Annotated in this window: 22 protein-coding genes and 2 rRNA genes; 23 read left to right on the forward strand and 1 reads right to left on the reverse strand. The window is 45.4% G+C overall.

Going from position 1 to position 23389, the window contains the following annotated elements; genetic code table 11:
- The first annotated feature begins 10 nt into the window (after positions 1-10).
- The 13 genes from AS29_RS00005 (at position 11) to rsmI (ending at position 11387) form a co-directional block, all read left to right on the forward strand.
- Positions 11-2937, forward strand: a 23S ribosomal RNA gene (locus tag AS29_RS00005).
- Between the two features lie 73 nt (positions 2938-3010).
- A 5S ribosomal RNA gene (gene rrf, locus AS29_RS00010) occupies positions 3011-3126 on the forward strand.
- A gap of 907 nt (positions 3127-4033) precedes the next feature.
- Positions 4034-4237: a sigma factor G inhibitor Gin gene (locus AS29_RS00015; protein ID WP_035412617.1), complete on the forward strand. Its 204-nt coding sequence runs from the start codon at positions 4034-4036 to the stop codon at positions 4235-4237.
- A gap of 131 nt (positions 4238-4368) precedes the next feature.
- Positions 4369-5790: an aminotransferase class I/II-fold pyridoxal phosphate-dependent enzyme gene (locus AS29_RS00020; RefSeq protein WP_035412634.1), complete on the forward strand. Its 1422-nt coding sequence runs from the start codon at positions 4369-4371 to the stop codon at positions 5788-5790.
- Positions 5791-5795: 5 nt separating this feature from the next.
- A complete protein-coding gene (gene tmk, locus AS29_RS00025) occupies positions 5796-6425 on the forward strand; it encodes a dTMP kinase (protein WP_035412614.1) in 630 nt (209 codons plus the stop codon).
- A gap of 18 nt (positions 6426-6443) precedes the next feature.
- The gene (locus AS29_RS00030; RefSeq protein WP_035412611.1) at positions 6444-6773 is read left to right on the forward strand and encodes a cyclic-di-AMP receptor; all 330 of its coding nucleotides are present in this window, start codon (positions 6444-6446) and stop codon (positions 6771-6773) included.
- A 12-nt stretch (positions 6774-6785) separates the two neighbouring features.
- Positions 6786-7226 carry a YaaR family protein gene (locus AS29_RS00035; RefSeq protein ID WP_035412607.1) on the forward strand — a complete coding sequence of 147 codons (441 nt, stop codon included), beginning with the start codon at positions 6786-6788 and terminating at the stop codon, positions 7224-7226.
- A gap of 12 nt (positions 7227-7238) precedes the next feature.
- Positions 7239-8231: a DNA polymerase III subunit delta' gene (gene holB, locus AS29_RS00040; protein ID WP_035412604.1), complete on the forward strand. Its 993-nt coding sequence runs from the start codon at positions 7239-7241 to the stop codon at positions 8229-8231.
- A 2-nt stretch (positions 8232-8233) separates the two neighbouring features.
- Positions 8234-9061: a PSP1 domain-containing protein gene (locus tag AS29_RS00045; protein ID WP_035412601.1), complete on the forward strand. Its 828-nt coding sequence runs from the start codon at positions 8234-8236 to the stop codon at positions 9059-9061.
- A 10-nt stretch (positions 9062-9071) separates the two neighbouring features.
- Positions 9072-9437, forward strand: coding sequence for a DNA replication initiation control protein YabA (yabA, locus tag AS29_RS00050; RefSeq protein WP_035412598.1), 366 nt, complete (start codon positions 9072-9074; stop codon positions 9435-9437).
- 58 nt (positions 9438-9495) lie between these two features.
- On the forward strand, positions 9496-10242 hold the full coding sequence (locus tag AS29_RS00055) for a tRNA1(Val) (adenine(37)-N6)-methyltransferase (protein WP_035412595.1): 747 nt from the start codon (positions 9496-9498) through the stop codon (positions 10240-10242).
- On the forward strand, positions 10229-10588 hold the full coding sequence (locus AS29_RS00060; RefSeq protein ID WP_082883676.1) for a GIY-YIG nuclease family protein: 360 nt from the start codon (positions 10229-10231) through the stop codon (positions 10586-10588). The genes AS29_RS00055 and AS29_RS00060 overlap by 14 nt, the downstream gene beginning before the upstream one ends.
- Complete coding sequence (gene rsmI, locus AS29_RS00065) at positions 10509-11387, forward strand: 16S rRNA (cytidine(1402)-2'-O)-methyltransferase (RefSeq protein ID WP_035412591.1); 879 nt, start codon at positions 10509-10511, stop codon at positions 11385-11387. The genes AS29_RS00060 and rsmI overlap by 80 nt, the downstream gene beginning before the upstream one ends.
- Before the next feature lie 50 nt (positions 11388-11437).
- Here the strand turns inward: rsmI and AS29_RS00070 are convergent, their stop codons facing one another.
- Complete coding sequence (locus AS29_RS00070) at positions 11438-11719, reverse strand: AbrB/MazE/SpoVT family DNA-binding domain-containing protein (RefSeq protein WP_035412587.1); 282 nt, start codon at positions 11717-11719, stop codon at positions 11438-11440.
- Between the two features lie 500 nt (positions 11720-12219).
- Between AS29_RS00070 and metG the strand changes: the two genes are divergently transcribed.
- From metG to ispE, 10 genes are all read left to right on the forward strand, one after another.
- Positions 12220-14196, forward strand: a complete 1977-nt coding sequence (gene metG / locus AS29_RS00075) for a methionine--tRNA ligase (RefSeq protein ID WP_035412584.1) — start codon at positions 12220-12222, stop codon at positions 14194-14196.
- A gap of 163 nt (positions 14197-14359) precedes the next feature.
- On the forward strand, positions 14360-15127 hold the full coding sequence (locus AS29_RS00080) for a TatD family hydrolase (RefSeq protein ID WP_035412581.1): 768 nt from the start codon (positions 14360-14362) through the stop codon (positions 15125-15127).
- A gap of 248 nt (positions 15128-15375) precedes the next feature.
- Positions 15376-16596 carry a G5 and 3D domain-containing protein gene (locus tag AS29_RS00085; protein ID WP_035412628.1) on the forward strand — a complete coding sequence of 407 codons (1221 nt, stop codon included), beginning with the start codon at positions 15376-15378 and terminating at the stop codon, positions 16594-16596.
- 225 nt (positions 16597-16821) lie between these two features.
- Positions 16822-17385: a ribonuclease M5 gene (gene rnmV / locus AS29_RS00090; RefSeq protein ID WP_035412578.1), complete on the forward strand. Its 564-nt coding sequence runs from the start codon at positions 16822-16824 to the stop codon at positions 17383-17385.
- Positions 17378-18262: a 16S rRNA (adenine(1518)-N(6)/adenine(1519)-N(6))-dimethyltransferase RsmA gene (gene rsmA / locus AS29_RS00095; RefSeq protein WP_035412575.1), complete on the forward strand. Its 885-nt coding sequence runs from the start codon at positions 17378-17380 to the stop codon at positions 18260-18262. The genes rnmV and rsmA overlap by 8 nt, the downstream gene beginning before the upstream one ends.
- A 990-nt stretch (positions 18263-19252) precedes the next feature.
- A complete protein-coding gene (gene yabG, locus AS29_RS00100) occupies positions 19253-20140 on the forward strand; it encodes a sporulation peptidase YabG (RefSeq protein WP_035412572.1) in 888 nt (295 codons plus the stop codon).
- A 283-nt stretch (positions 20141-20423) separates the two neighbouring features.
- The gene (veg, locus tag AS29_RS00105) at positions 20424-20693 is read left to right on the forward strand and encodes a biofilm formation stimulator Veg (protein WP_035412569.1); all 270 of its coding nucleotides are present in this window, start codon (positions 20424-20426) and stop codon (positions 20691-20693) included.
- 175 nt (positions 20694-20868) lie between these two features.
- Positions 20869-21051, forward strand: coding sequence for a small, acid-soluble spore protein, alpha/beta type (locus AS29_RS00110; RefSeq protein ID WP_035412566.1), 183 nt, complete (start codon positions 20869-20871; stop codon positions 21049-21051).
- A 166-nt stretch (positions 21052-21217) separates the two neighbouring features.
- Entirely contained in the window at positions 21218-22384 is a 1167-nt protein-coding gene (locus AS29_RS00115; protein WP_035412564.1) for an iron-containing alcohol dehydrogenase, read from the forward strand.
- A gap of 114 nt (positions 22385-22498) precedes the next feature.
- Positions 22499-23371: a 4-(cytidine 5'-diphospho)-2-C-methyl-D-erythritol kinase gene (gene ispE, locus AS29_RS00120; protein ID WP_035412561.1), complete on the forward strand. Its 873-nt coding sequence runs from the start codon at positions 22499-22501 to the stop codon at positions 23369-23371.
- Positions 23372-23389: the final 18 nt, after the last annotated feature.

The following is a 23389-nucleotide window of genomic DNA, read 5'->3' on the forward strand; positions in this document are numbered from 1 at the left end:
TCCGTTATCAGGTTAAGTTAGAAAGGGCGCACGGTGGATGCCTTGGCACTAGGAGCCGATGAAGGACGGTACGAACACCGATATGCTTCGGGGAGCTGTAAGTAAGCGTTGATCCGGAGATTTCCGAATGGGGAAACCCGCTGCTCGTAATGGAGCAGCATCCTGATCTGAATACATAGGATCTGGAAGGCAGACCCGGGGAACTGAAACATCTAAGTACCCGGAGGAAGAGAAAGCAATAGCGATTCCCTGAGTAGCGGCGAGCGAAACGGGATTAGCCCAAACCAGAAGGCTTGCCTTCTGGGGTTGTAGGACACTCAACACGGAGTTACAAAGGAACGGGGTAGAAGAAGCGGTCTGGAAAGGCCCGCCAAAGAAGGTAACAGCCCTGTAGTCGAAACTTCGTTCCCTCCTGAGTGGATCCTGAGTACGGCGGGACACGAGAAATCCCGTCGGAAGCAGGGAGGACCATCTCCCAAGGCTAAATACTCCCTAGTGACCGATAGTGAACCAGTACCGTGAGGGAAAGGTGAAAAGCACCCCGGAAGGGGAGTGAAACAGATCCTGAAACCGTGTGCCTACAAGTAGTCAGAGCCCGTTAACGGGTGATGGCGTGCCTTTTGTAGAATGAACCGGCGAGTTACGATTACGTGCAAGGTTAAGTTGAAAAGACGGAGCCGCAGCGAAAGCGAGTCTGAATAGGGCGATTGAGTACGTGGTCGTAGACCCGAAACCAGGTGATCTACCCATGTCCAGGGTGAAGTTCAGGTAACACTGAATGGAGGCCCGAACCCACGCACGTTGAAAAGTGCGGGGATGAGGTGTGGGTAGCGGAGAAATTCCAATCGAACCTGGAGATAGCTGGTTCTCTCCGAAATAGCTTTAGGGCTAGCCTCATAGTAAGAGTCTTGGAGGTAGAGCACTGATTGGACTAGGGGCCCTCATCGGGTTACCGAATTCAGTCAAACTCCGAATGCCAAAGACTTATCTATGGGAGTCAGACTGCGAGTGATAAGATCCGTAGTCGAAAGGGAAACAGCCCAGACCACCAGCTAAGGTCCCCAAGTATCCGTTAAGTGGAAAAGGATGTGGGGTTGCTTAGACAACCAGGATGTTGGCTTAGAAGCAGCCACCATTTAAAGAGTGCGTAATAGCTCACTGGTCGAGTGACCCTGCGCCGAAAATGTACCGGGGCTAAACGGATCACCGAAGCTGTGGACTGTTCTTACGAACAGTGGTAGGAGAGCGTTCTAAGGGCTGAGAAGCCAGACCGGAAGGACTGGTGGAGCGCTTAGAAGTGAGAATGCCGGTATGAGTAGCGAAAGAGGGGTGAGAATCCCCTCCACCGAATGCCTAAGGTTTCCTGAGGAAGGCTCGTCCGCTCAGGGTTAGTCGGGACCTAAGCCGAGGCCGAAAGGCGTAGGCGATGGACAACAGGTTGAGATTCCTGTACCACCTCTTTTCCGTTTGAGCAATGGAGGGACGCAGGAGGATAGGGTAAGCGCGCTGTTGGATATGCGCGTCCAAGCAGGTAGGCTCAAGGGATAGGCAAATCCGTCCCTTGGTTAAGGCTGAGCTGTGATGGCGAGGGAAATGAAGTACCGAAGTTCCTGATTCCACACTGCCTAGAAAAGCTTCTAGCGAGGAAAATGGTGCCCGTACCGCAAACCGACACAGGTAGGCGAGGAGAGAATCCTAAGGTGATCGAGAGAACTCTCGTTAAGGAACTCGGCAAAATGACCCCGTAACTTCGGGAGAAGGGGTGCTCTTTAGGGTGAATAGCCTTGAAGAGCCGCAGTGAATAGGCCCAGGCGACTGTTTAGCAAAAACACAGGTCTCTGCGAAGCCGCAAGGCGAAGTATAGGGGCTGACGCCTGCCCGGTGCTGGAAGGTTAAGAGGAGAGGTTAGCGCAAGCGAAGCTTTGAATTGAAGCCCCAGTAAACGGCGGCCGTAACTATAACGGTCCTAAGGTAGCGAAATTCCTTGTCGGGTAAGTTCCGACCCGCACGAAAGGCGTAACGATCTGGGCACTGTCTCAACGAGAGACTCGGTGAAATTATAGTACCTGTGAAGATGCAGGTTACCCGCGACAGGACGGAAAGACCCCGTGGAGCTTTACTGCAGCCTGATATTGAATTTTGGCACAGCTTGTACAGGATAGGTAGGAGCCTTGGAAACCGGAGCGCCAGCTTCGGTGGAGGCATTGGTGGGATACTACCCTGGCTGTGTTGAACTTCTAACCCGCGGCCCTGATCGGGCCGGGAGACAGTGTCAGGCGGGCAGTTTGACTGGGGCGGTCGCCTCCTAAAATGTAACGGAGGCGCCCAAAGGTTCCCTCAGAATGGTTGGAAATCATTCGCAGAGTGTAAAGGCACAAGGGAGCTTGACTGCGAGACCTACAAGTCGAGCAGGGACGAAAGTCGGGCTTAGTGATCCGGTGGTTCCGCATGGAAGGGCCATCGCTCAACGGATAAAAGCTACCCCGGGGATAACAGGCTTATCTCCCCCAAGAGTCCACATCGACGGGGAGGTTTGGCACCTCGATGTCGGCTCATCGCATCCTGGGGCTGTAGTCGGTCCCAAGGGTTGGGCTGTTCGCCCATTAAAGCGGTACGCGAGCTGGGTTCAGAACGTCGTGAGACAGTTCGGTCCCTATCCGTCGCGGGCGCAGGAAATTTGAGAGGAGCTGTCCTTAGTACGAGAGGACCGGGATGGACGCACCGCTGGTGTACCAGTTGTCTTGCCAAAGGCATCGCTGGGTAGCTATGTGCGGACGGGATAAGTGCTGAAAGCATCTAAGCATGAAGCCCCCCTCAAGATGAGATTTCCCATCGCAAGAGTAAGACCCCTGAAAGATGATCAGGTTGATAGGTTCGAGGTGGAAGCGTGGTGACACGTGCAGCTGACGAATACTAATCGGTCGAGGACTTAACCTTTATTCAAGTAAGGCTGCTTTACTCGTGCAGCAATCGTTATCTAGTTTTGAAAGAGCAATCTTTCAACCACATATCTGGTAATTATGGCAGAGAGGTCACACCCGTTCCCATACCGAACACGGAAGTTAAGCTCTTTAGCGCCGATGGTAGTTGGGGGTTTCCCCCTGTGAGAGTAGGACGTTGCCAGGTACATGAAAAAAAGGCTTGCCCCTTAGGGGGTGGGTCTTTTTTTGTTTGGGATTTGGGGTTGAGGGATACGCTTGGGATAGAGGGAGAAAGACGGGGTGGCGGATACGTGATTCGGGATACGCCAAGAGTAGAGGGAAGGAAAAGGAGGCGGAATACTCGATTCAGTTGAACTTAGTATTTATTAGTAGCTTAATGTTTGGCTGGACTTAGTTTTAACAGAGTGAGACTGGCGGACCGTACTGGATGGTGCTGGACTGGCTGCGGAAAGAGATCCAACGAATTGAGGCGGCTGCGATCTCTGTCGAACCCTCCCGAAAAGTCGATATCCGCTCATTTTAGTCGATAAATCGAAATAATCGCCGATATATCAAATTAATCGCCGATATATCTAAATTTCGGTCGATATCCGCTCCAGAATAGCCGATATCTTGCCACCTCCCCCCTTCCCGCATCAGAAACGAGCGTATTCCTCTCCATTCTCGCCGCCAATTTCTTCTCTCCGCGTCGTAATGCTCCCCAATTCATCAGTTTTGAACAATAACAGGCGAGTTTTAATAAAAAAATCCACTACCTTAATCCTCTACTCTCCAAAAGATGCTTCTGCTAAAGCCAATCTCCCGAGAAATCGGTATCCACCTTCAAAATTCCTCATCTGCCATCAAATATATCCAGCCTCCCACCGCCTGCAGTTAATCTAGTTTAAATGCAATGATAAAGTTTTCGTGTGAATATCCTCCGATCTGCCACCTCCCCAACAAAAACAGCAAGTTTAACTTTTATAGACATACACAGTTGGGCGAAAGCCTTCATACATTAAGGGCAGAGGGCAAAGGTGAACCTGTAAAATTCTGAAAGTTGTATACAAATCGCCGCCGCTGGCCAAAATAGCAGTATGGAGGTGGAGGGAATGATTGGTAAACTGTCTGGAATTTCAAAGGAAGAAACGTGTATTATTTGCGACACGTGCAAACCTGATGGAATTCATCTCTATACGAGCTTTATATGTACGGACTGTGAAAGGGAAATGGTGTCGACTGATGCAGCGGAGCCGAAGTATAATTTTTTCGTAAAAAAACTAAAGAGCGTAAAGGCACCGCCTATGTATTCTTAATGACCTGAAAGGGTCTTTTTTCTTTTTGCTGATTTAGTGGGTTTTGATGGGCAGATGGAATCGTTGCTGAAGTGAGGAACAAATATTGGTATAATGGAAGTATCGCATTAAAAGGATGGGACCTAGTGCTTATGTATACTCCATTGTTTTCTTCGCTATTGAAGCATCAAGAGAAAAACCCGGTATCTTTTCACGTGCCTGGCCATAAAAATGGTTTGCTGCTGCCGGAAGAGGCATCACATTTTTTTAAAAATGTGATGAAGCTTGATGTAACGGAATTGTCAGGACTGGATGATTTACATGACCCGCATGGAGTGATTGATGAGGCCCAGTCACTCGCTGCATCCTTTTATGGAGCAGAGAAGACATTTTTTCTTGTAAATGGTTCGACATCCGGTAATCTTGCGATGATTTTGTCATGCTGCAGGGAAGGGGATACCGTTCTAGTTCAGCGGAACAGCCACAAATCCATTATGAATGCATTGGAGCTTGCTAAAGCAGATCCGGTCTTTTTCAGTCCTAAAATAGATGAAGCGCTGCATGTTCCTTCTTACGTTGAGGAAGACCGCATAGCTGAAGCCATTGAAGCTTATCCTCATGCAAAGGCGCTTATTATAACAAATCCTAATTATTACGGGGTAACGGCGGATCTCACGCGTATCATCCGCCTTGCCCATTCTTACAGCATTCCTGTTCTGGTTGACGAAGCACATGGTGCCCATTACGGAATAGGTGCTCCTTTTCCCGAATCTGCATTAAAAGCCGGCGCGGACGCGGTTGTTCAATCCGCTCACAAAACGCTGCCTGCTATGACGATGGGCTCCTTTTTACACGTGAACAGCAGGCTTGTTTCCTTTAGGAGAGTAGCAAAATTGTTGTCTATGCTGCAAACGAGCAGTCCATCCTATCCAATTATGGCCTCGCTGGATCTTGCCAGGGCTTTTGCCCAGGAAATAAAGGATTCCGGAAGAGCAGGAGAACTTGCGCTTGAAGCTTCAAAAATAAAAGAGTATTTCAATTCTATTGAGGGAATTAAAGCAATAGGTACAGAGGATCCAAATGCTATTCAGGATCCTATAAAGCTGGCCATTGTTTCTGAAACCGGGCTTTCTGGCTTTGATCTTCAGGAACGCTTTGAGCGTCATGGAATATACGGAGAACTTGCAGATGAGCGCAATTTCCTTTTGATTGCTGGACTGGGGAAAAGCAGCTTTCGTCACCCAGGTCTTGAAAAAGAATTTTCGTCCATGACGAATCCTGCGAAAACAAAACTCCCGATTACATTCCCGTCCCTGCCTGCGTCCAAGCTTTCTCTGACCTATGGCGAGATGGAGCAAACAGCCAAGGAAGAAGTGCATCTGCACGAAGCGGATGGCAGGGTGATGGCAGAGGCGGTCATTCCGTATCCGCCGGGGATTCCGCTCCTATTGGCAGGAGAAAGAATAAGCGAACAGCACATAGAATGGATTCTTCAGATGAAGGATCGGGGAGCCCGGTTTCAGGGCCGACAGAACAGGAATTTTAATACTGTAGCTGTTTATAAGAAAGGTTGAGAAGATTGACAGGCTGTTTTATTACATTTGAAGGTCCTGAAGGGGCCGGCAAGACCACTATTTTAAAAGAAATTTATAAGAAGCTGCAGGAAAAAGGAATTGATCCGGTTGCTACCCGCGAGCCCGGGGGAATTAAAATCGCTGAACAAATCCGCAGAGTTATTTTAGATATAGAGAATACCGAAATGGATCCGCGAACAGAAGCTCTTCTGTATGCGGCTGCCAGGAGACAGCATCTGGTTGAAAAGGTACTGCCTGCTTTAAAAGAGGAGAAGGTTGTATTATGCGACCGCTTTATAGACAGCTCTCTTGCTTATCAGGGATATGCAAGAGGACTTGGCATGGAAGAAGTTCTTTCGATTAATCTGTTTGCCATTGAGGATGTTATGCCGGACTTGACGATTTATTTCAGCATTGACGCTGAGAAAGGGCTGAAAAGAGTCTATTCGGGCGAAAATAGAGAAATCAACCGGCTTGATAACGAGGATCTGAAGTTTCATGATCGCGTTCAAAAAGGGTATCACATCTTACTTGAGAAATATCCCGAGAGAATAAAATCAGTTAATGCGGACCAGACGCCTGAAGAGGTGGCAGAGGAAGTATGGCTTTTGATTCAAAATAAATTGTCTCTATAATCCAAGGAGGAATTAGAAATGAAAATGGTAATTGCTATTGTGCAGGATCAAGATACAAATCGTTTAATCAAATCTCTTACCGATCATAATTTCAGAGTTACGAAGCTTGCAACCTCCGGAGGCTTTTTGAAATCAGGCAACACTACGATCATGATTGGAACGGAAGAATTGAGAGTGCAAAAGGCACTTCAAATTATTAAAGACAGCTGCCAGGCCCGCGAACAGCTTGTTGCCCCTGTTTCACCCATGGGAGGAAATGCAGATTCGTATGTTCCCTATCCAGTAGAGGTAGAGGTAGGAGGAGCAACTGTATTTGTTCTTCCTGTGGAAGAATTCCACCAATTTTAAGGAGAAGCGAAAATGAAAATTAATCAGGATATTCGCATTGCTGCCGATAAACAGAACATCCGTCATCAGGAGGCTCCCTCATCCGCCGGAAGCTTTCGAAATGCCGTTTTAAAAGAAAGTGGCCAGATGAAGGTAAGTCAGCTAAATCAAATGATTGCGGAGCTTGAGGCAGCAGGAAGCCGCTTATCCCGTTCAAGAAATTTTCAGGACTTGGCGAAGGTTAAAGGACTCGTGAAAAAAATTGTCCAGGAAGCTGTCGATTACGGTATGCAGCTAAAGGAATCAAAAAGCTGGGATTATCAAGGAAACAGCCGCTCTCATAAATTGATTGAACAAATTGATGACAAGCTTATCGTGTTAACGGAAGATCTTGTGAAGAAAGAAAAGACTGCCATCGACATCCTTGGAACCGTTGGAGAAATTAAGGGGATGCTGGTTAATTTATATATTTAGCGAGTGATATAGATGAACAGAACGTGGACAGAGCTCGAGGCTTATCAGCCGAGGGTATTGAAGCTATTGGAAAAAAGCATTGGCAAAAACAGGCTGGCGCATGCTTATTTATTTGAGGGAAAAAAAGGAACCGGAAAGAAAGAAACGGCCCTTCTTCTTGCCAAGAGCTTCTTTTGTACAGAACGTATGGATGCAGAGCCATGCGGTGAATGCAGCAGCTGCCGGAGAATTAATTCAGGAAACCATCCTGATCTTCATGTAATCGAACCGGACGGTCTTTCCATAAAGAAACATCAGATTCAAAGTCTTCAGGAAGAATTCTCGAAAAAAGGATTGGAATCTTCAAAGAAGTTTTATATGATTTCGCATGCGGATAAAATGACTACGAACGCAGCGAACAGCCTTCTGAAATTTTTAGAGGAACCAGGAAAAGATACCATTGCGGTTTTAACGACTGAGCAGGTTCATATGATTCTGAACACGATTCAATCACGGTGCCAAATTCTTCCCTTTAGCCCGCTTCCTTCATCAATTATTCGTCTTGAGCTTGAAAAACAGGACGTTATAGGATATATGGCTGCTGCTGCTTCCCAAATGACGAACAACCTGGACGACGCTATCGAATTAAGTCGAAATGATTGGTTTGCAGAAGCTAGAGCGATAGTGATAAAATTGTATGAAGCCTTAACGGTAAGAAGAGAACAAGCAATGGTGTTCGTGCAGACTCAGTGGATGCCGTTTTTTTCTGAGAAAGAGCTTCAGGATCAAGGATTGGATTTGTTATTATTTTTATATAAAGACCTTCTCTCCATTCAATTGGGGATGGAAGATGCCGTAATTTATATAGATATGAAGGAAACCTTGAAGAAGGAAGCCCTTCAGACAGGTCAGCAACGTATAACAGAGAAGGTATTGAGCATATTGGAGACCAAGCGGAAGCTTCATTCAAATGCAAATCCGCAGCTTTTGATGGAGCAGCTGGTTTTAACGTTGCAGGAGGGATAACTTTGTATGATGTAGTAGGTGTCCGGTTTAAGAAAGCCGGCAAAATATATTATTTCGACCCGAACGGGTTTGATATAGATGAGAACGATTGTGTCATCGTTGAGACAGTTCGAGGAGTAGAGTTCGGCAAGATCGTGGTTGCCAGTAAAAAAGTGGACGAGCATGATGTAGTGCTCCCTCTTAAAAAGGTGCTCCGTGTTGCAGATCAAAGAGACAGGATGCTTGTCGAAGAAAATCATGAAGCGGCCCTGAAGGCGTATGAAACCTGCCAGCAAAAGGTAGGGGAACACGGGCTTGATATGAAGCTTGTGGATGTAGAGTATACATTTGACCGCAATAAGGTCATTTTCTATTTCACTGCTGATGGACGGGTCGATTTCAGGGAGCTGGTTAAGGATTTAGCTTCTATTTTTAAAACAAGAATTGAGCTTCGCCAAATTGGGGTTCGCGATGAGGCTAAAATGCTCGGAGGCATAGGTCCATGCGGAAGAATGCTATGCTGTTCGACATTTCTCGGAGACTTTGAGCCCGTCAGCATTAAGATGGCAAAGGATCAAAACCTTTCTCTTAATCCGACCAAAATTTCAGGTTTGTGCGGCCGTCTTATGTGCTGCCTGAAATATGAGAATGATGAATATGAATCCGCAAAAGAACTTCTGCCCGATCTTGGGGAAACGATCAGAACCCCGTCTGGAACAGGCAAGGTTGTCGGATTGAATATTTTAGAGCGGATCCTGCAGGTTCAGCTGAAGGAAAGAGACGGAGTGGTCGAGTTCAGCTGGGAGGAATTGCAGCAGGAAGGCGCCGTTTCGATGCAATCCACAGAATGAGGTGGAAAGATTGGAGAAAAAAGAAATCTTCGAATCTGTGACCAGTTTGGAAGAACAAATTGGTTCCCTATACAATCAGCTAGGCGATTTAAAACAGCATATAGCAGAATTGATTGAAGAAAATCAGGCCTTATCTTTGGAAAATCAGAATTTAAGAAGACGGCTTGAGCTTTCTTCTTCAGAGGATGTCAGTCTTCGTTCTGATGAAAAAAAGGGACAGGTTCACCATGATGATGACAATGTGGACATAAGTGAAGGGTATGATAACCTTGCGAGGCTTTATCAGGAAGGCTTTCATATCTGCAATGTTCACTACGGAAGTCTGAGAAAAGACGGAGATTGCCTTTTCTGTTTGTCATTTCTTAATAAAAAGTAGCCTCCCTTTTATTTGGGGGCTTTTTTTATCGGTCAATTTCTGAAGAAAGGATAAAGTGATGAATTTGGAATTAATAGGCGATGAGAGGCTGGATTACTTATTGGCAGAAAACCTCCGGATTATCCAAAGTCCGAGTGTCTTTGCTTTTTCGCTGGATGCCGTACTGCTCGCCAAATTTGCATATATGCCGATCCAGAAGGGAAATGTACTGGATTTATGTACAGGAAACGCGGTCGTTCCGCTGCTTTTAAGCACCCGTTCAAAAGCACAAATTACAGGAGTGGAAATTCAGGAACGGCTTTATAATATGGGGAAAAGAAGCGTGGAGTACAATGCGCTTTCCCATCAGATTGACATGATCCATGGAGATTTAAAGGATATGCCTTCTGTACTGGGGCATCAAAAGTATGATGTGATAACATGCAATCCGCCATATTTCAAGACTCCTCAAAAAAGGGAGCAGAATGAAAATGAACATTTGGCGATTGCCAGACATGAAATTCACTGTACACTTGAGGATGTTGTGCGCGTAAGCAGCCAGCTCGTCAGACCGGGGGGGAAGGTTGCCTTCGTTCACCGGCCGGGCCGTCTGCTTGAGATTACCGAGTGGATGAAGCACTATAAGATTGAGCCAAAGCGCATACAATTTGTTTACCCGAAAAAGGGCAGGGAAGCGAACACTCTTTTAATAGAAGGAACTAAGAACGGACAGCCGGATTTAAAGATCCTGCCGCCTCTGTTTGTATACGATGAAAACAACGAATATACAAAGGAAGTCAGGACCATCCTTTATGGAGAAGAATAGCCATTGCTTTTATGTACTTGAATGCCGCGATGGAAGCTTTTATGGAGGATACACCAATCACCTTGAGCAGCGGCTCAAAAAGCATAATGATGGGAAGGGTGCGAAATATACGAGAGCGCGCAGGCCGGTTGTGCTTCTCTATGCTGCTTGCTTTGAAACGAAAAATGAAGCGATGAGTGCCGAATACCACTTTAAAAAATTGACAAGAAAACGCAAGGAAAAATACCTGGAAGAGCATCTTCCAATCTGGAAAAGGATGAATGAGCATGCAGACACAGCAGAGCTTCAAGGAGAATACGGAAACGGGGATCCTTTATCTGGTTCCGACGCCCATCGGAAATCTTGAAGATATGACATACAGGGCCATTCGCATATTAAAGGAAGCCGATTTGATTGCTGCTGAGGACACGAGGCAATCCAAGAAACTGTGCAACCATTTTGAAATTAATACACCGCTGACAAGCTATCATGAGCATAATAAAGAAAGCAGCGGATATAAAATTATCGACTATTTAAAAGAGGGAAAAACCATAGCCCTAGTAAGCGATGCGGGGATGCCAACCATTTCGGATCCGGGAAGCGAGCTTGTGGAAGCAGCGTTGGAAGAAAATCTTACAGTTGTTCCGCTTCCTGGGGCAAATGCTGCCCTAACTGCACTTATTGCATCCGGACTGACACCGCAGCCATTTTTCTTTTATGGGTTTTTAAATCGCCAGAAAAAAGAAAAGAAGAAAGAGCTTGAGTTATTGAAATTGCGTCAGGAAACGATGATCTTTTATGAATCACCACACAGGCTGAAAGATACGCTCACTTTAATGGAAGAAATTCTTGGAAATCGGAAGGTTGTCCTGTCAAGAGAGCTGACAAAGAAGTTTGAAGAGTTTGTAAGAGGTACCCTTGCTGAAGCGAATGAATGGGCAAAAGCCAACGAGATCCGTGGGGAATTCTGCCTTATTTTAGAAGGTGCATTCAATGACGATGTACAGCCGGAGGAAGATTTGTGGTGGAATGGATTAGGTATAATTACCCATATTGAACATTATATTGAAAAAGGAATTTCTTCAAAGGAAGCTATAAAAACAGTAGCTTTAGATAGAGGACTGCCTAAAAGGGAAGTATATAACGAGTATCATAAGGAGGAGTAAGCTCTTTTTATGAATAAGAAAAAAGTCCCTGTTATAGGGACTTTTTTATATTACTTAGATTGGAATTGGTTTTGGATTTCTTGGATCAGCTGCTCAGCGCCTTCTTTGCTTAGCACCAATTTGCCGTTAGCCAATGTCATGTTGTCATCAGAAACTTCACCAGTAACGTGGCAAGTCATGTTTGGCTTGTATTTTTTAAGAATGATTCTTTCATCATCCACGTAGATTTCAAGAGCGTCTTTTTCTGCAATTCCTAGTGTACGGCGCAATTCAATCGGAATCACCACGCGGCCTAGTTCATCAACTTTACGTACAATACCTGTAGATTTCATTGAATGTTCTCCTCCCGTTTTTGCTATATATGCTATTTTTCTATTAACTTCGTCATTATTCGACAAAATTTATTTGCTTCATAAGCATAACAGTGTTTCCAAATTACGTCAATAATTTTGTTTCCAATAATTATTAAGCATTTTAGAAAAAGACTGCAAAGCTTGTTCTGATAAGGTTTGTATTTAAATAAATACCCTAGAAAATAGGAAATTAAACCTAATTCAACCAGTGAAACATTATAGCGGTAATAGCTTTCTAGTTACCTAATTATAAACATCCTTCGACAAAATTCAACATAATTTTGCTAAATCCAGCATTTGGATGGTTTGCAATATTATATAATTCACTGGATGATGCATTTTTTTGTCCATACTGCGGTATATTTTCTTGATATTGAAGGCTAAGATGGTATCATAAAGAGTAGATGCGAGATAGCAAACATGCTCTCGTCCTTCGGGGCGAGGGCATTTGTTCTAATTTACGGCAAGGAGTGGAATTCATGGAAAGCAAAAAGACGTTTTACATTACAACTCCGATTTATTATCCAAGCGGAAATTTACATATTGGCCATGCCTATACAACAACGGCAGGCGATGCGATGGCAAGATATAAGCGCATGCGCGGATTTGATGTGATGTATCTGACAGGAACGGATGAGCACGGACAAAAAATTCAGCAAAAAGCAGCGGAAAAGGGCGTTACTCCGCAGGAATACGTGGATGGTATTGTAGACGGAATAAAAAGCCTATGGAAGCGCATGGATATTTCTTATGACGACTTTATCCGAACTACAGAAACCCGCCACAAAATGGTTGTCGAAAAAATATTCAAGCAGCTTCTTGATCAGGGAGATATTTACTTGGATGAATATGAGGGCTGGTATTCAATCCCTGATGAAACCTATTACACGGCACATCAGCTCGATGACCCGATTATGGAGGATGGCAAAATTGTCGGTGGAAAAAGCCCTGACAGCGGACATCCTGTTGAACTGGTTAAAGAGCAGTCGTACTTTTTCCGGGTAGGAAAATACGCAGACCGCCTTTTGAAGTATTACGAAGAAAATCCGGAATTCATTCAGCCTGAGTCCCGTAAAAATGAAATGATTAACAACTTCATTAAACCGGGTCTTGAGGACCTTGCTGTATCCAGAACATCCTTTGATTGGGGAGTTAAGGTTCCGGGGGATCCGAAGCACGTCGTTTATGTTTGGATTGATGCACTTTCCAATTACATTACCGCTCTTGGATATGGAACGGATCAGGATGAGAAATACCGCACGTATTGGCCGGCAGATGTTCATTTAATGAGTAAAGAAATTGTCCGCTTTCATACAATCTATTGGCCAATCATGCTTATGGCGCTTGATTTGCCGCTGCCGAAGAAGGTTTTCGCTCATGGATGGCTGCTGATGAAGGATGGAAAAATGTCCAAATCCAAAGGGAATGTCGTGGACCCGATTACACTGATTGACCGCTACGGACTGGATGCTTTGCGCTATTATCTTCTCAGAGAAGTTCCGTTCGGTTCCGATGGTGTATTCACACCGGAAGGATTCGTGGAGAGAGTAAATTACGACTTGGCGAATGACTTAGGAAACCTTCTCAACAGAACGGTTGCGATGATCGACAAATATTTCGAAGGAAATATTCCTAATTACCAAGGATCCGTTACGGAATTTGACCGTATACTCGAAGAAATGAACCGTACAGTCTCAGAACGCTATGAAGAGGCTATGGAAAAAATGGAATTCTCGGTAGCTCTGGCTTCCGTTTGGCAGCTTGTAAGCCGTACGAATAAATACATTGATGAAACACAGCCTTGGGCATTGGCGAAAGACGCTGCAAAAACAGACGATCTCGGCTCTGTTATGCATCATCTTGCAGAATCTTTGAGAAGAACAGCGATTCTTCTTCAGCCATTCCTGACAGAGACGCCGGCTAAAATCTTCTCCCAGCTTGGCATTAAAGACGATTCTTTAACAAAGTGGGAAAGCATATACACCTTTGGCCATCTTAAGAATAGTAAAGTGGAAAAAGGTGACCCAATCTTCCCTCGTCTCGATATGGCGGAAGAAGTGGAGTACATTAAGTCCCAAATGTCAGGCGGAACCCCGATAGAGGAACCTGCAGAAGAAAAAATTGAAGAAGCGGCTGAAATCACGGTAGATGATTTCTTCAAAGTGGAGCTTCGGGTGGCAGAGGTTCTACAAGCTGAGCCGGTCAAGAAAGCAGACAAGCTGCTTAAACTGCAGCTGGATCTTGGAACGGAAAAAAGGCAAGTAGTTTCAGGAATTGCCAAGTATTATACACCTGCGGACCTTGTTGGAAAAAAGGTCATTTGCGTGACAAACCTTAAACCTGTCAAGCTGAGAGGCGAACTATCCCAAGGGATGATCCTGGCCGGAGATCATGAAGGGGGATTATCTCTCGCAACAGTGGATCAAACCCTGCCAAACGGTACAAAAATAAAATAATTTTGACAAGCATACAATTTGTCGTAAGAGGTGTTCCACGTGTAACATTTTGGTGGAACGCCTCTTTTTTTGTTTAGAATTGTTGATGAAAGAAGAGCTTTTTTGTTAAAAAAGGCAGAGAAGAGTATGATAAAAAAAGCAAGACAGAAAGGGGTATATAAACATGTTATTCGATACGCACGCACACTTAAACGCGGTACAGTATAAAGAAGATCTTGAGGAAGTTATTGATCGGGCAAAAGCAGAAGGCGTTGAAAAAATTGTAGTGGTTGGATTTGACACAGATACCATCACGAGAGCAATGGAGCTGACAGATCAATATGATTTTATCTATGCAGCAGTCGGATGGCATCCTGTAGATGCGATTGATATGACGGATCAGGACCTTGAATGGATTAAGGAACTTGCCTCCCACCCTAAAGTGGTAGCTATTGGGGAAATGGGTTTGGACTATCATTGGGACAAATCTCCAAAAGAAGTTCAAAAAGAAGTTTTCAGGAAGCAAATTGCATTAGCGAAAGAAGTAAAGCTCCCAATCATTATTCATAATCGTGATGCTACGGCAGATGTGGTTGAAATATTGAGAGAAGAAGGAGCAGAAGAGGTTGGCGGAATCATGCACTGTTTCACAGGAAGCGCAGAAGTTGCAAAAGAGTGTATGGATATGAATTTTTATATTTCGTTTGGAGGTCCCGTTACGTTTAAAAATGCAAAAAAACCGAAGGAAGTGGCTGCAGAGATTCCGCTGGACCGATTGCTGATCGAAACAGACTGTCCATATCTTACTCCTCATCCTTTCAGAGGAAAACGAAATGAACCGGGCTATGTGAAATATGTGGCTGAACAGATTGCGGAACTCAGAGGAATGACTTACGAAGAGGTAGCTCAGATTACCACCAAAAATGCAAAAAAATGTTTCGGCATTTCCTGACAGAAATCCCTGTCAAATGGTGGGGAAGCTTGTCCGGCATGTCGTAAATGTAAAAAAGTTCTACCGTTTTGGGCCTGTGCATAGGATAACCTTGTCGACAAGTTTTCCTTCCCATTTCACTATTTTCTTAGCATAATAGGGACTGCGGCTAGAAAATATAGAAAAATGTGGTGAGGGTTGACAGTCTGAGTGATACTCTATATAATCACTCGGAGGATAAGGAGGCGTTTTTCATAGTGATAGAAAACTTGAAAAAGCTGTTTTCCGAAAAGATGAGTAAAAATAAACTCATCCTCTCCGCTACTAGTTTGCTAGTAATGGGAACAGGCACTGCTTTCGGTACATATGAGGGAACGAAAGACGAAATTACTGTTTCTGTGAACGGAAATGAGGAGACGATTAGAACGCACGCAGACACCGTAGGAGATTTATTTTCAGAATTAGATATAGATGTGCGCGATCAAGACCAGCTTTCCCATTCGGAGAACACAAAATTAAACAGCACCATGAAAGTTGTCTACGAAGCAGCCAAACCGGTCAGGCTTTCAGACAACGGAAAAGATCAAACTCTGTGGACTACAGCTGATACTGTGGACGAAATGCTGAAAGAAGAAGGCATTAAATTATCCAGCCACGACAAGGTCAGTCCGTCCCCGGATACAAAGCTTACGGATCAGCTATCCCTCTCAATTAACCGAGCTTTTCAGCTGTCCATGAATGTAGGCGGCAAAGAGAAAAAGGTTTGGACCACTTCGACTACGGTCGCTGACTTTTTAAAGAACCAGAAAATTAAACTCAATCCATCAGATAAAGTTGAGCCAAGATTAGAGGATACGTTGCAGGCAAACAGCGCTGTAACTGTAAAACGCGTAGAAAAAGTCACCGATGTAGTGGAAGAACCGCTTGATTTCGCTGTTGTGAAGAAAAACGACAGTAATTTAGAACGCGGAAAGCAAAACGTAGTTGAAGAAGGCGAACAAGGATCCAAGAAAGTCCACTTCGCAGTGGTGAAGGAAAACGGGAAGGTCATCTCCCGCAGGCTTGTGAAAGAGGAAACGGTTAAAGAGAGCAAGGACCGCATTGTGGCTATCGGCACAAAAGCCAAGAAAGCTGCAATAGTCTCAAAACCGGCTTCATCTGCACCCAGGGCAATTGCTTCCAGAAACAATGACTCGGTTTCGAAAGAAATGTATGTGACGTCTACTGCCTATACGGCAAGCTGCAGCGGATGTTCTGGACGTACGGCTACAGGCGTTAATTTGAAGGCAAATCCTAATGCTAAGGTAATTGCTGTTGACCCTGATGTCATCCCGCTTGGAACGAAAGTCTATGTTGAAGGCTATGGCTATGCTGTAGCAGCCGATACAGGTTCAGCGATTAACGGGAATAAGATTGATGTATTTTTCCCGGATCAATCTTCGGCAATCAAATGGGGCAGCAAACGGGTTAAAATTAAAATCCTCGACTAATACCTGCCTGCTTTTCTGGCCGACACAAAAAGATCGAACAGAGGGATGATTCCCTCTGTTTTTTTATGCCTTCTTCAGCGTGCACGAGAGGAATTCAAGTGTTATTAAACGGAAGGTTTTTGGAAGGCTTATGTTTACGAAGAAACTTGCGTTATAATAACGATATTCAGCTTTACTATTTAGACGAAATGAAATTTCTGAAAGTTTCATTAGTTGGAGGAAAAAATGAAAATTAAAGAAATAATTGTGGTGGAGGGGCGCGATGATACAGTCGCTATCAAAAGAGCCGTCACTGCGGATACAATAGAAACGAATGGATCGGCCATTGGTGAAGACGTGATTGAACGGGTTAAGCTTGCTGCTGCGGGAAGAGGCGTGATCATTTTTACAGATCCGGATTTCCCAGGTGAAAAAATCCGCAAGACTGTGGCAGAGGCTGTTCCCGGCTGTAAGCATGCATTTATTGAAAAATCCGATGCGAGGCCAAAAAAAGGCCGCGGAATTGGAGTGGAGCATGCTTCTCCGGACGCAATCCGCGCAGCTTTGAGTGAAGTGAAAGAAGAGATGCCGGATCTTCCATCGGAATGGACACAGGACGATCTTCTTGATTATGGACTGATTGGGCATCCAATGGCTAAAGAACGCCGCCAGAAGCTTGGAACAGAACTGAAAATCGGATATACGAACGGGAAACAGCTGTTAAAAAGGCTGCAGATGTTTCAAATACCAAAGTCAGATTATGAAAATGCCATGAACAGGATTTTGCAGGAGGAAGAAAAACATGATTAAAGATATCGCCACTCCGGCACGAACGAAAGAGATACTAAAAAAATATGGATTTGCCTTCAAGAAAAGTCTTGGACAAAACTTTCTCATTGATACGAACGTCCTGCACCGGATCGTGGATCATGCGGAAGTGGGCGAGGAAACCGGAGTCATAGAAATCGGTCCGGGAATAGGAGCCTTGACGGAGCAGCTTGCCAAACGTGCAAAAAAGGTAGTTGCTTTTGAAATTGACCAAAGACTGCTGCCTATTCTAAATGACACACTCAGTCCTTATCCAAACATTAAAATTATCCACGAAGATATACTGAAAGCAAATGTGAAGCAAGTGATGGAAGAGGAGTTCGGAGACTGCAAGGAAGTAATGGTTGTAGCCAACCTTCCGTATTACGTAACCACTCCAATTATTATGAAGCTTCTTGAGGACCAGCTTCCGCTCAAAGGCATTGTTGTTATGCTTCAAAAAGAAGTGGCAGACAGGATTTCGGCAAATGCTTCTACAAAGGAATACGGCTCCCTCTCTATTGCGATTCAATATTACACGGAAGCGAAAACCGTAATGACCGTTCCGAAAACCGTTTTCGTTCCTCAGCCGAATGTAGATTCAGCTGTCATCCGGCTGCTAAAGCGGGAAAAACCTGCAGTAGACATGAAGGATGAAGCCTTTTTCTTTGAACTGATGAGAGCTTCTTTTGCACAGAGAAGAAAAACCATCATGAATAATATCCTGCAGTTTTACCCTGCAGGCAAGCCGATGAAGGAAGAAATTGAGCTTGGGCTGAATCAAGCCGGAATTGATCCGAGAAGACGCGGCGAGTCGCTGACCATTGAGGAATTTGCCAAAGCGGCCGATGCACTTTATCCGCTGCTGAAAAAACAATAAGTCTGATCCATATTAGTTTAAAACCCCCGGATAGCGCGTAACGGGGGTTTTCTTTGTTTCATGCCCTTCCACCGTCTCTCAGGGAGGACTGCACGATGCAGGTCAGTTCTGCGTTGCGGCAGGACGGCGCGCTTATAGCAGAACCTCCATACTAGAAGCCGCCTGCGCTTTTCTTGGTGTCCAGCTCCGGGCGCTGTGCCGCAGGGCCATTTCACCCCCTCGGTCGAGGCAAAGAACGCCTCTCGGTCGGGGGCTCCAATGTCCCAGTCGGCACGTGCAAGCGCCCTCCGCTTTTCTATGGTGTCCAGCTCCGGGCGCTAGCCCTTCGGCCGCTTCACCGGTTCAGTCAAAGTCAAAGAGCGACTTTGCCAGTCCCGGCTCCATCGTCTCTCACAGAGGCCTGCACGATGAAGGCCCGTTCAGCGTTGCGACAGGACGTCGCGCATTTAGCTGAACAACATAACTTGGGCGCCCCTCGGTCGAGAGCTCCACCGTCTTTCACGGAGGCCTGCACGATGCAGGTCAGTTCTGCGTTGCGGCAGGACGCCGCGCTTTTAGCAGAACCTCCTTACTAGAAGCGCCCTGCGCTTTTCTTGGTGTCCAGCTCCGGGCGCTAGCCCTTCGGCCGCTTCACCGGTTCAGTCAAAGTCAAAAAGCGACTTTGACAGTCCCGGCTCCACCGTCTCTCACGAAGGCCTGCACGATGCAGGTCAGTTCTGCGTTGCGGCAGGACGCCGCGCTTTTAGCAGAACCTCCTTACTAGAAGCCGCCTCCGCTTTTCTTGGTGTCCAGCTCCGGCGGCTAGCCCTTCGGCCGCTTCACCGGTTCAGTCAAAGTCAAAGAGCGACTTTGCCAGTCCCGGCTCCACCGTCTCTCAGGGCTGAGCAAGCCGCCTCCGCTTTTCTTTTCACAATTTCCTTTTTCATACATAGGCTAAAAAAGGATCCATATGCAGGTATGTTCCAAAATCCCCCGTTTTGGAGTGAGAATATGTCATTTACTATAGGAGATGTCGTTGCGCGCAAATCGTATCATTTGGATATGCTCTTTCGGGTTATAGATTTGAAGCAGGGGCAGAGCGGCGAGGTGATTGCAGTTCTTTATGGTGAGGAATTCCGTCTTATTGCGGATTCGCCTTGTTCCGATCTGGTGGTGATCAGTGATCGTGAACTCAATCAGCGCCATGTCCAGCAAAAAGAGAAGCTCGATCAATCGCTGTATCTTTTGGAACAGGATTATCAGCTTTTGAAAGAAAAAAGGGAATATTATGCCACGGCTAGCTATAGTCATCAGGAGGATTTTTTTCACGTGCCCGGCAAGGTTCTTCATTTAGATGGAGATCCCGTTTATCTTCAGAAATGCCTTTCTTTGTACGAAAAAATAGGTGTACCTGTTCACGGTGTTCATTGCCTGGAAAAGGAGATGCCAGAGAAGGTTACAGGGCTTCTGGCTCAATACCGTCCAGATATCCTGGTCATTACAGGCCATGATGCATATTCAAAGCATAAAGGAAGCATGAGTGATTTGGAGGCTTACAGGCATTCAAAGCATTTTGTGGAGGCTGTTTTGAATGCGAGAAGCCGGATTCCGAATCTGGATCAGCTTGTTATATTTGCAGGAGCCTGCCAATCCCATTTTGAATCGCTGATTCGGGCCGGGGCGAACTTTGCAAGCTCGCCATCCAGGGTGAATATTCATGCTCTTGATCCGGTTTATATTGTAGCCAAGATTAGTTTCACACCGTTTATAGAGAGAATTAATGTGTGGGATGTCCTTCGCAATACGCTTACCCGTGAGAAGGGTCTGGGAGGCGTTGAGACAAAGGGAGTGCTTCGTACAGGAATGCCCTACAAACGTATTCAAACTGTTCAGGAGTAGGAGCCGCTTTTTTAGGCGGTTTTTTTGTTTTCCATATTTCCGGCTAAAAGATCGGTGTATCACTCAGCTCGATAGCATACCCAATCCCATATGTTTATATGAAAAGATAAAGTCAGAAAAAATTTACATAAAAGGGGATGCTTCGGTACATAATAGGTGCGAAGGTTAGAAAATATTGTAGAAATAATTTTGTTGACAATGTTGTTGAGCCTCTGTATAATTTAAATTTTGTTTGACTTTAGAGTGCTAAAGAGGTATAATTGTCTACAGTGAGGTGGATGCAATGGCGAAGACTTTAACCGATATCAAAAACGTGTTGGATTTGAATCTGGGCAAAAGATTGACATTGAAGGCAAATGGAGGACGCAGAAAGACCGTAGAGCGATCTGGGGTTCTGGCTGAGACCTATCCGTCCGTCTTTATCGTAGAATTGGATCAAGATGAGAATGCATTTGAAAGAGTTTCCTACAGCTATGCAGATGTTCTCACCGAAACTGTACAATTAACATTTTTTGAAGATGCATCAGGAGCATTAGCTATAAGCGGGCAGTAGACATTTGTTTGCTGCTTTTTTCATGTCGAAAAACGGCGGCTTTTTTTATTTTACCGGTTTTCACCTTTTTTTACATATATTCAAGCTGCCTGTCTTCATTAAGTGTGCACATACTAAAAGGGTCCCGGCAAACTCGTCCCGGACACGTTAAAGCACACATGAGGGGGTTCGTTTCATGGGCAGACGAAAAGGGATCATGACGGAAAGTTTTAAGTATGAGCTTGCAAAGGATTTAGGCTTTTACGATACCGTAATGAAAGAAGGCTGGGGCGGAATCCGCTCAAGGGATGCCGGCAATATGACAAAAAGAGCAGTTGAACTTGCTCAAGAGCATATGGCTTCTCACACTTCACGATAAAGAAAGGGCAGTCTCTTCACGAGGCTGCTCTTTTTCGTTGTTTGGAAATTCGGGAAAAGCAGGGTGCCTCGCACTTAGCAGAATTTCATTCGCTTGCACTATTGTTCTTATTCCCGGCACTTTTTGCTATGATACATTCATGATGATTTTTTAGGAGGAAGAGTACGTGATTTCTTTTTTACAGCATAATCCAACAAAGCTTTGGTTTGGAGAAGGACAAATCCGTCAATTGAAGAGCGAGCTCGGAGGCACTGGCAAAAACGTGCTGATCGTATACGGCGGGGGAAGCATTAAAAAGAATGGTGTATATGATGCAGTTCTTAACGAATTACATAAAGCGGATGCACATGTATTTGAACTGTCAGGAGTGGAACCGAATCCGCGTCTTACTACAGTAAAGGCAGGAATTGAGCTTTGCCGCAAAGAGGATATTGATTTGCTTTTGGCCGTTGGAGGCGGAAGTGTTATTGATTGTGTGAAGGCTATTTCCATTGGTGTTTATTATGAAGGGGACGTATGGGACGTCATATCGAGAAAAGGAGCACCGGATCGGGCCCTTCCTTTCGGTACGGTTTTGACATTGGCAGCGACAGGATCGGAAATGAATAATATTTCCGTCATTACGGATTGGGAGAAAAATGAGAAGCGGGGCTGGGGAAGTCCGCTTGTATTCCCGCAATTCTCGATTTTGGATCCAACTTTTACTTTTTCCGTTCCGTGTGATCAAACGGTTTACGGAATCGTGGATATCATGTCCCACGCACTAGAACAATATTTCCACCGAACAGAGAATACCCCAATGATTGACCGGTTTATTGAGTCGCTGCTGATTACGGTTATGGAAGCAGGAACGGAACTGGTTCAGGATCTTCATAATTTCAAACTGCGGGAGACGGTGATGTATGCCGGCACAACTGCATTCAATGAGACGCTGTCAAACGGGACAGATGGCGGGGATTGGGGTTCGCATCAAATTGAACATGCCGTTTCAGCTGTCTATGATATTCCCCACGGAGGCGGGCTTGCGATTCTTTTTCCAAACTGGATGAGCTATTGTTCTGAAATTGATCCTTCCAGGATGAAAAAACTGGCGGTGAATGTGTTTAAGATTTCCCCTGAAGGAAAAAGTGAATTAGAGACGGCTAAAGAAGGTATTGCAGCGCTGAGAAGCTTTTGGAATTCAATTGGCGCACCAAGCAGACTGGCTGATTATGGCATTGATGATTCAAAGCTTGATCAGCTTGTTGAAAAATCATTCATGAAGGATGAAGTCGGAACCTATAAGGTCCTGAATAAACAGGATGTCAGGGAAATTCTTTTACGCAGCATGTAAAAGCTCCCGAGGCTTGGCGTACATGAAAACCATGTCGAAAAACAGCAATATTTATCTTCTTTTTGTGGTACAATGTGGATACAATTTCAGTTCGTTTTAGAAGCAGGTGAGAGTATGCGAGTTCTAGAAAAAGCGCCGGCGAAGATTAATCTGTCGCTTGACGTTTTACATAAAAGAAAAGACGGGTTTCATGAAGTGGAAATGGTGATGACGACCATTGATCTGGCAGACCGGATCGAGCTGATTGATATGGGGCCTAGAGGCGGCATATCCATCACCTCCCACAACCGGTTCGTTCCTGATGATCACCGGAACCTCGCTTATCAGGCCGCAAGTATATTGAAAGAACGCTTTGGCATTAAGCGGGGAGTGTCGATCGGGATTACCAAGGTCATTCCTGTAGCAGCAGGACTGGCAGGAGGCAGCAGTGATGCAGCAGCAGCTTTAAGAGGTCTGAACAGACTATGGAATCTGGGGCTGACTCTGGATGAACTGGCTGAAATCGGAGCGGAAATCGGCTCTGATGTATCCTTTTGCGTATACGGCGGAACAGCGGTTGCTACCGGACGCGGAGAAAAAATCCGCCACATTGAAGCACCTCCGCATTGCTGGGTGATCCTGGCTAAGCCTACAGCAGGGGTATCAACTGCAGATGTTTACCGCGGTTTGAAGCTGGATGGCGTTAAGCATCCGCACACCGGCAGAATGGTAGGGGCTATTCAGGAAAAAAGCTATGAAGGCATTTGCGATAATCTTGGGAATGTTCTTGAATCCGTTACCCTGAAAATGCAGCCGGAAGTTGCGATGATTAAGGATCAGATGAAACGGTTTGGCGCAGATGCTGTTTTGATGAGCGGAAGCGGGCCTACTGTGTTTGGTTTGGTTCAATATGAATCGAAGGTCCACCGGATTTACAATGGGCTGAGAGGATTTTGCGATCAGGTATTTGCCGTAAGAATGCTTGGCGAGCGATGCGAACTTGATTAAAGACGTATATTAAGATAT

The sequence above is a fragment of the Bacillus sp. SJS genome (assembly GCF_000732485.2).
Taxonomy (GTDB): domain Bacteria; phylum Bacillota; class Bacilli; order Bacillales; family Bacillaceae; genus Metabacillus_B; species Metabacillus_B sediminis.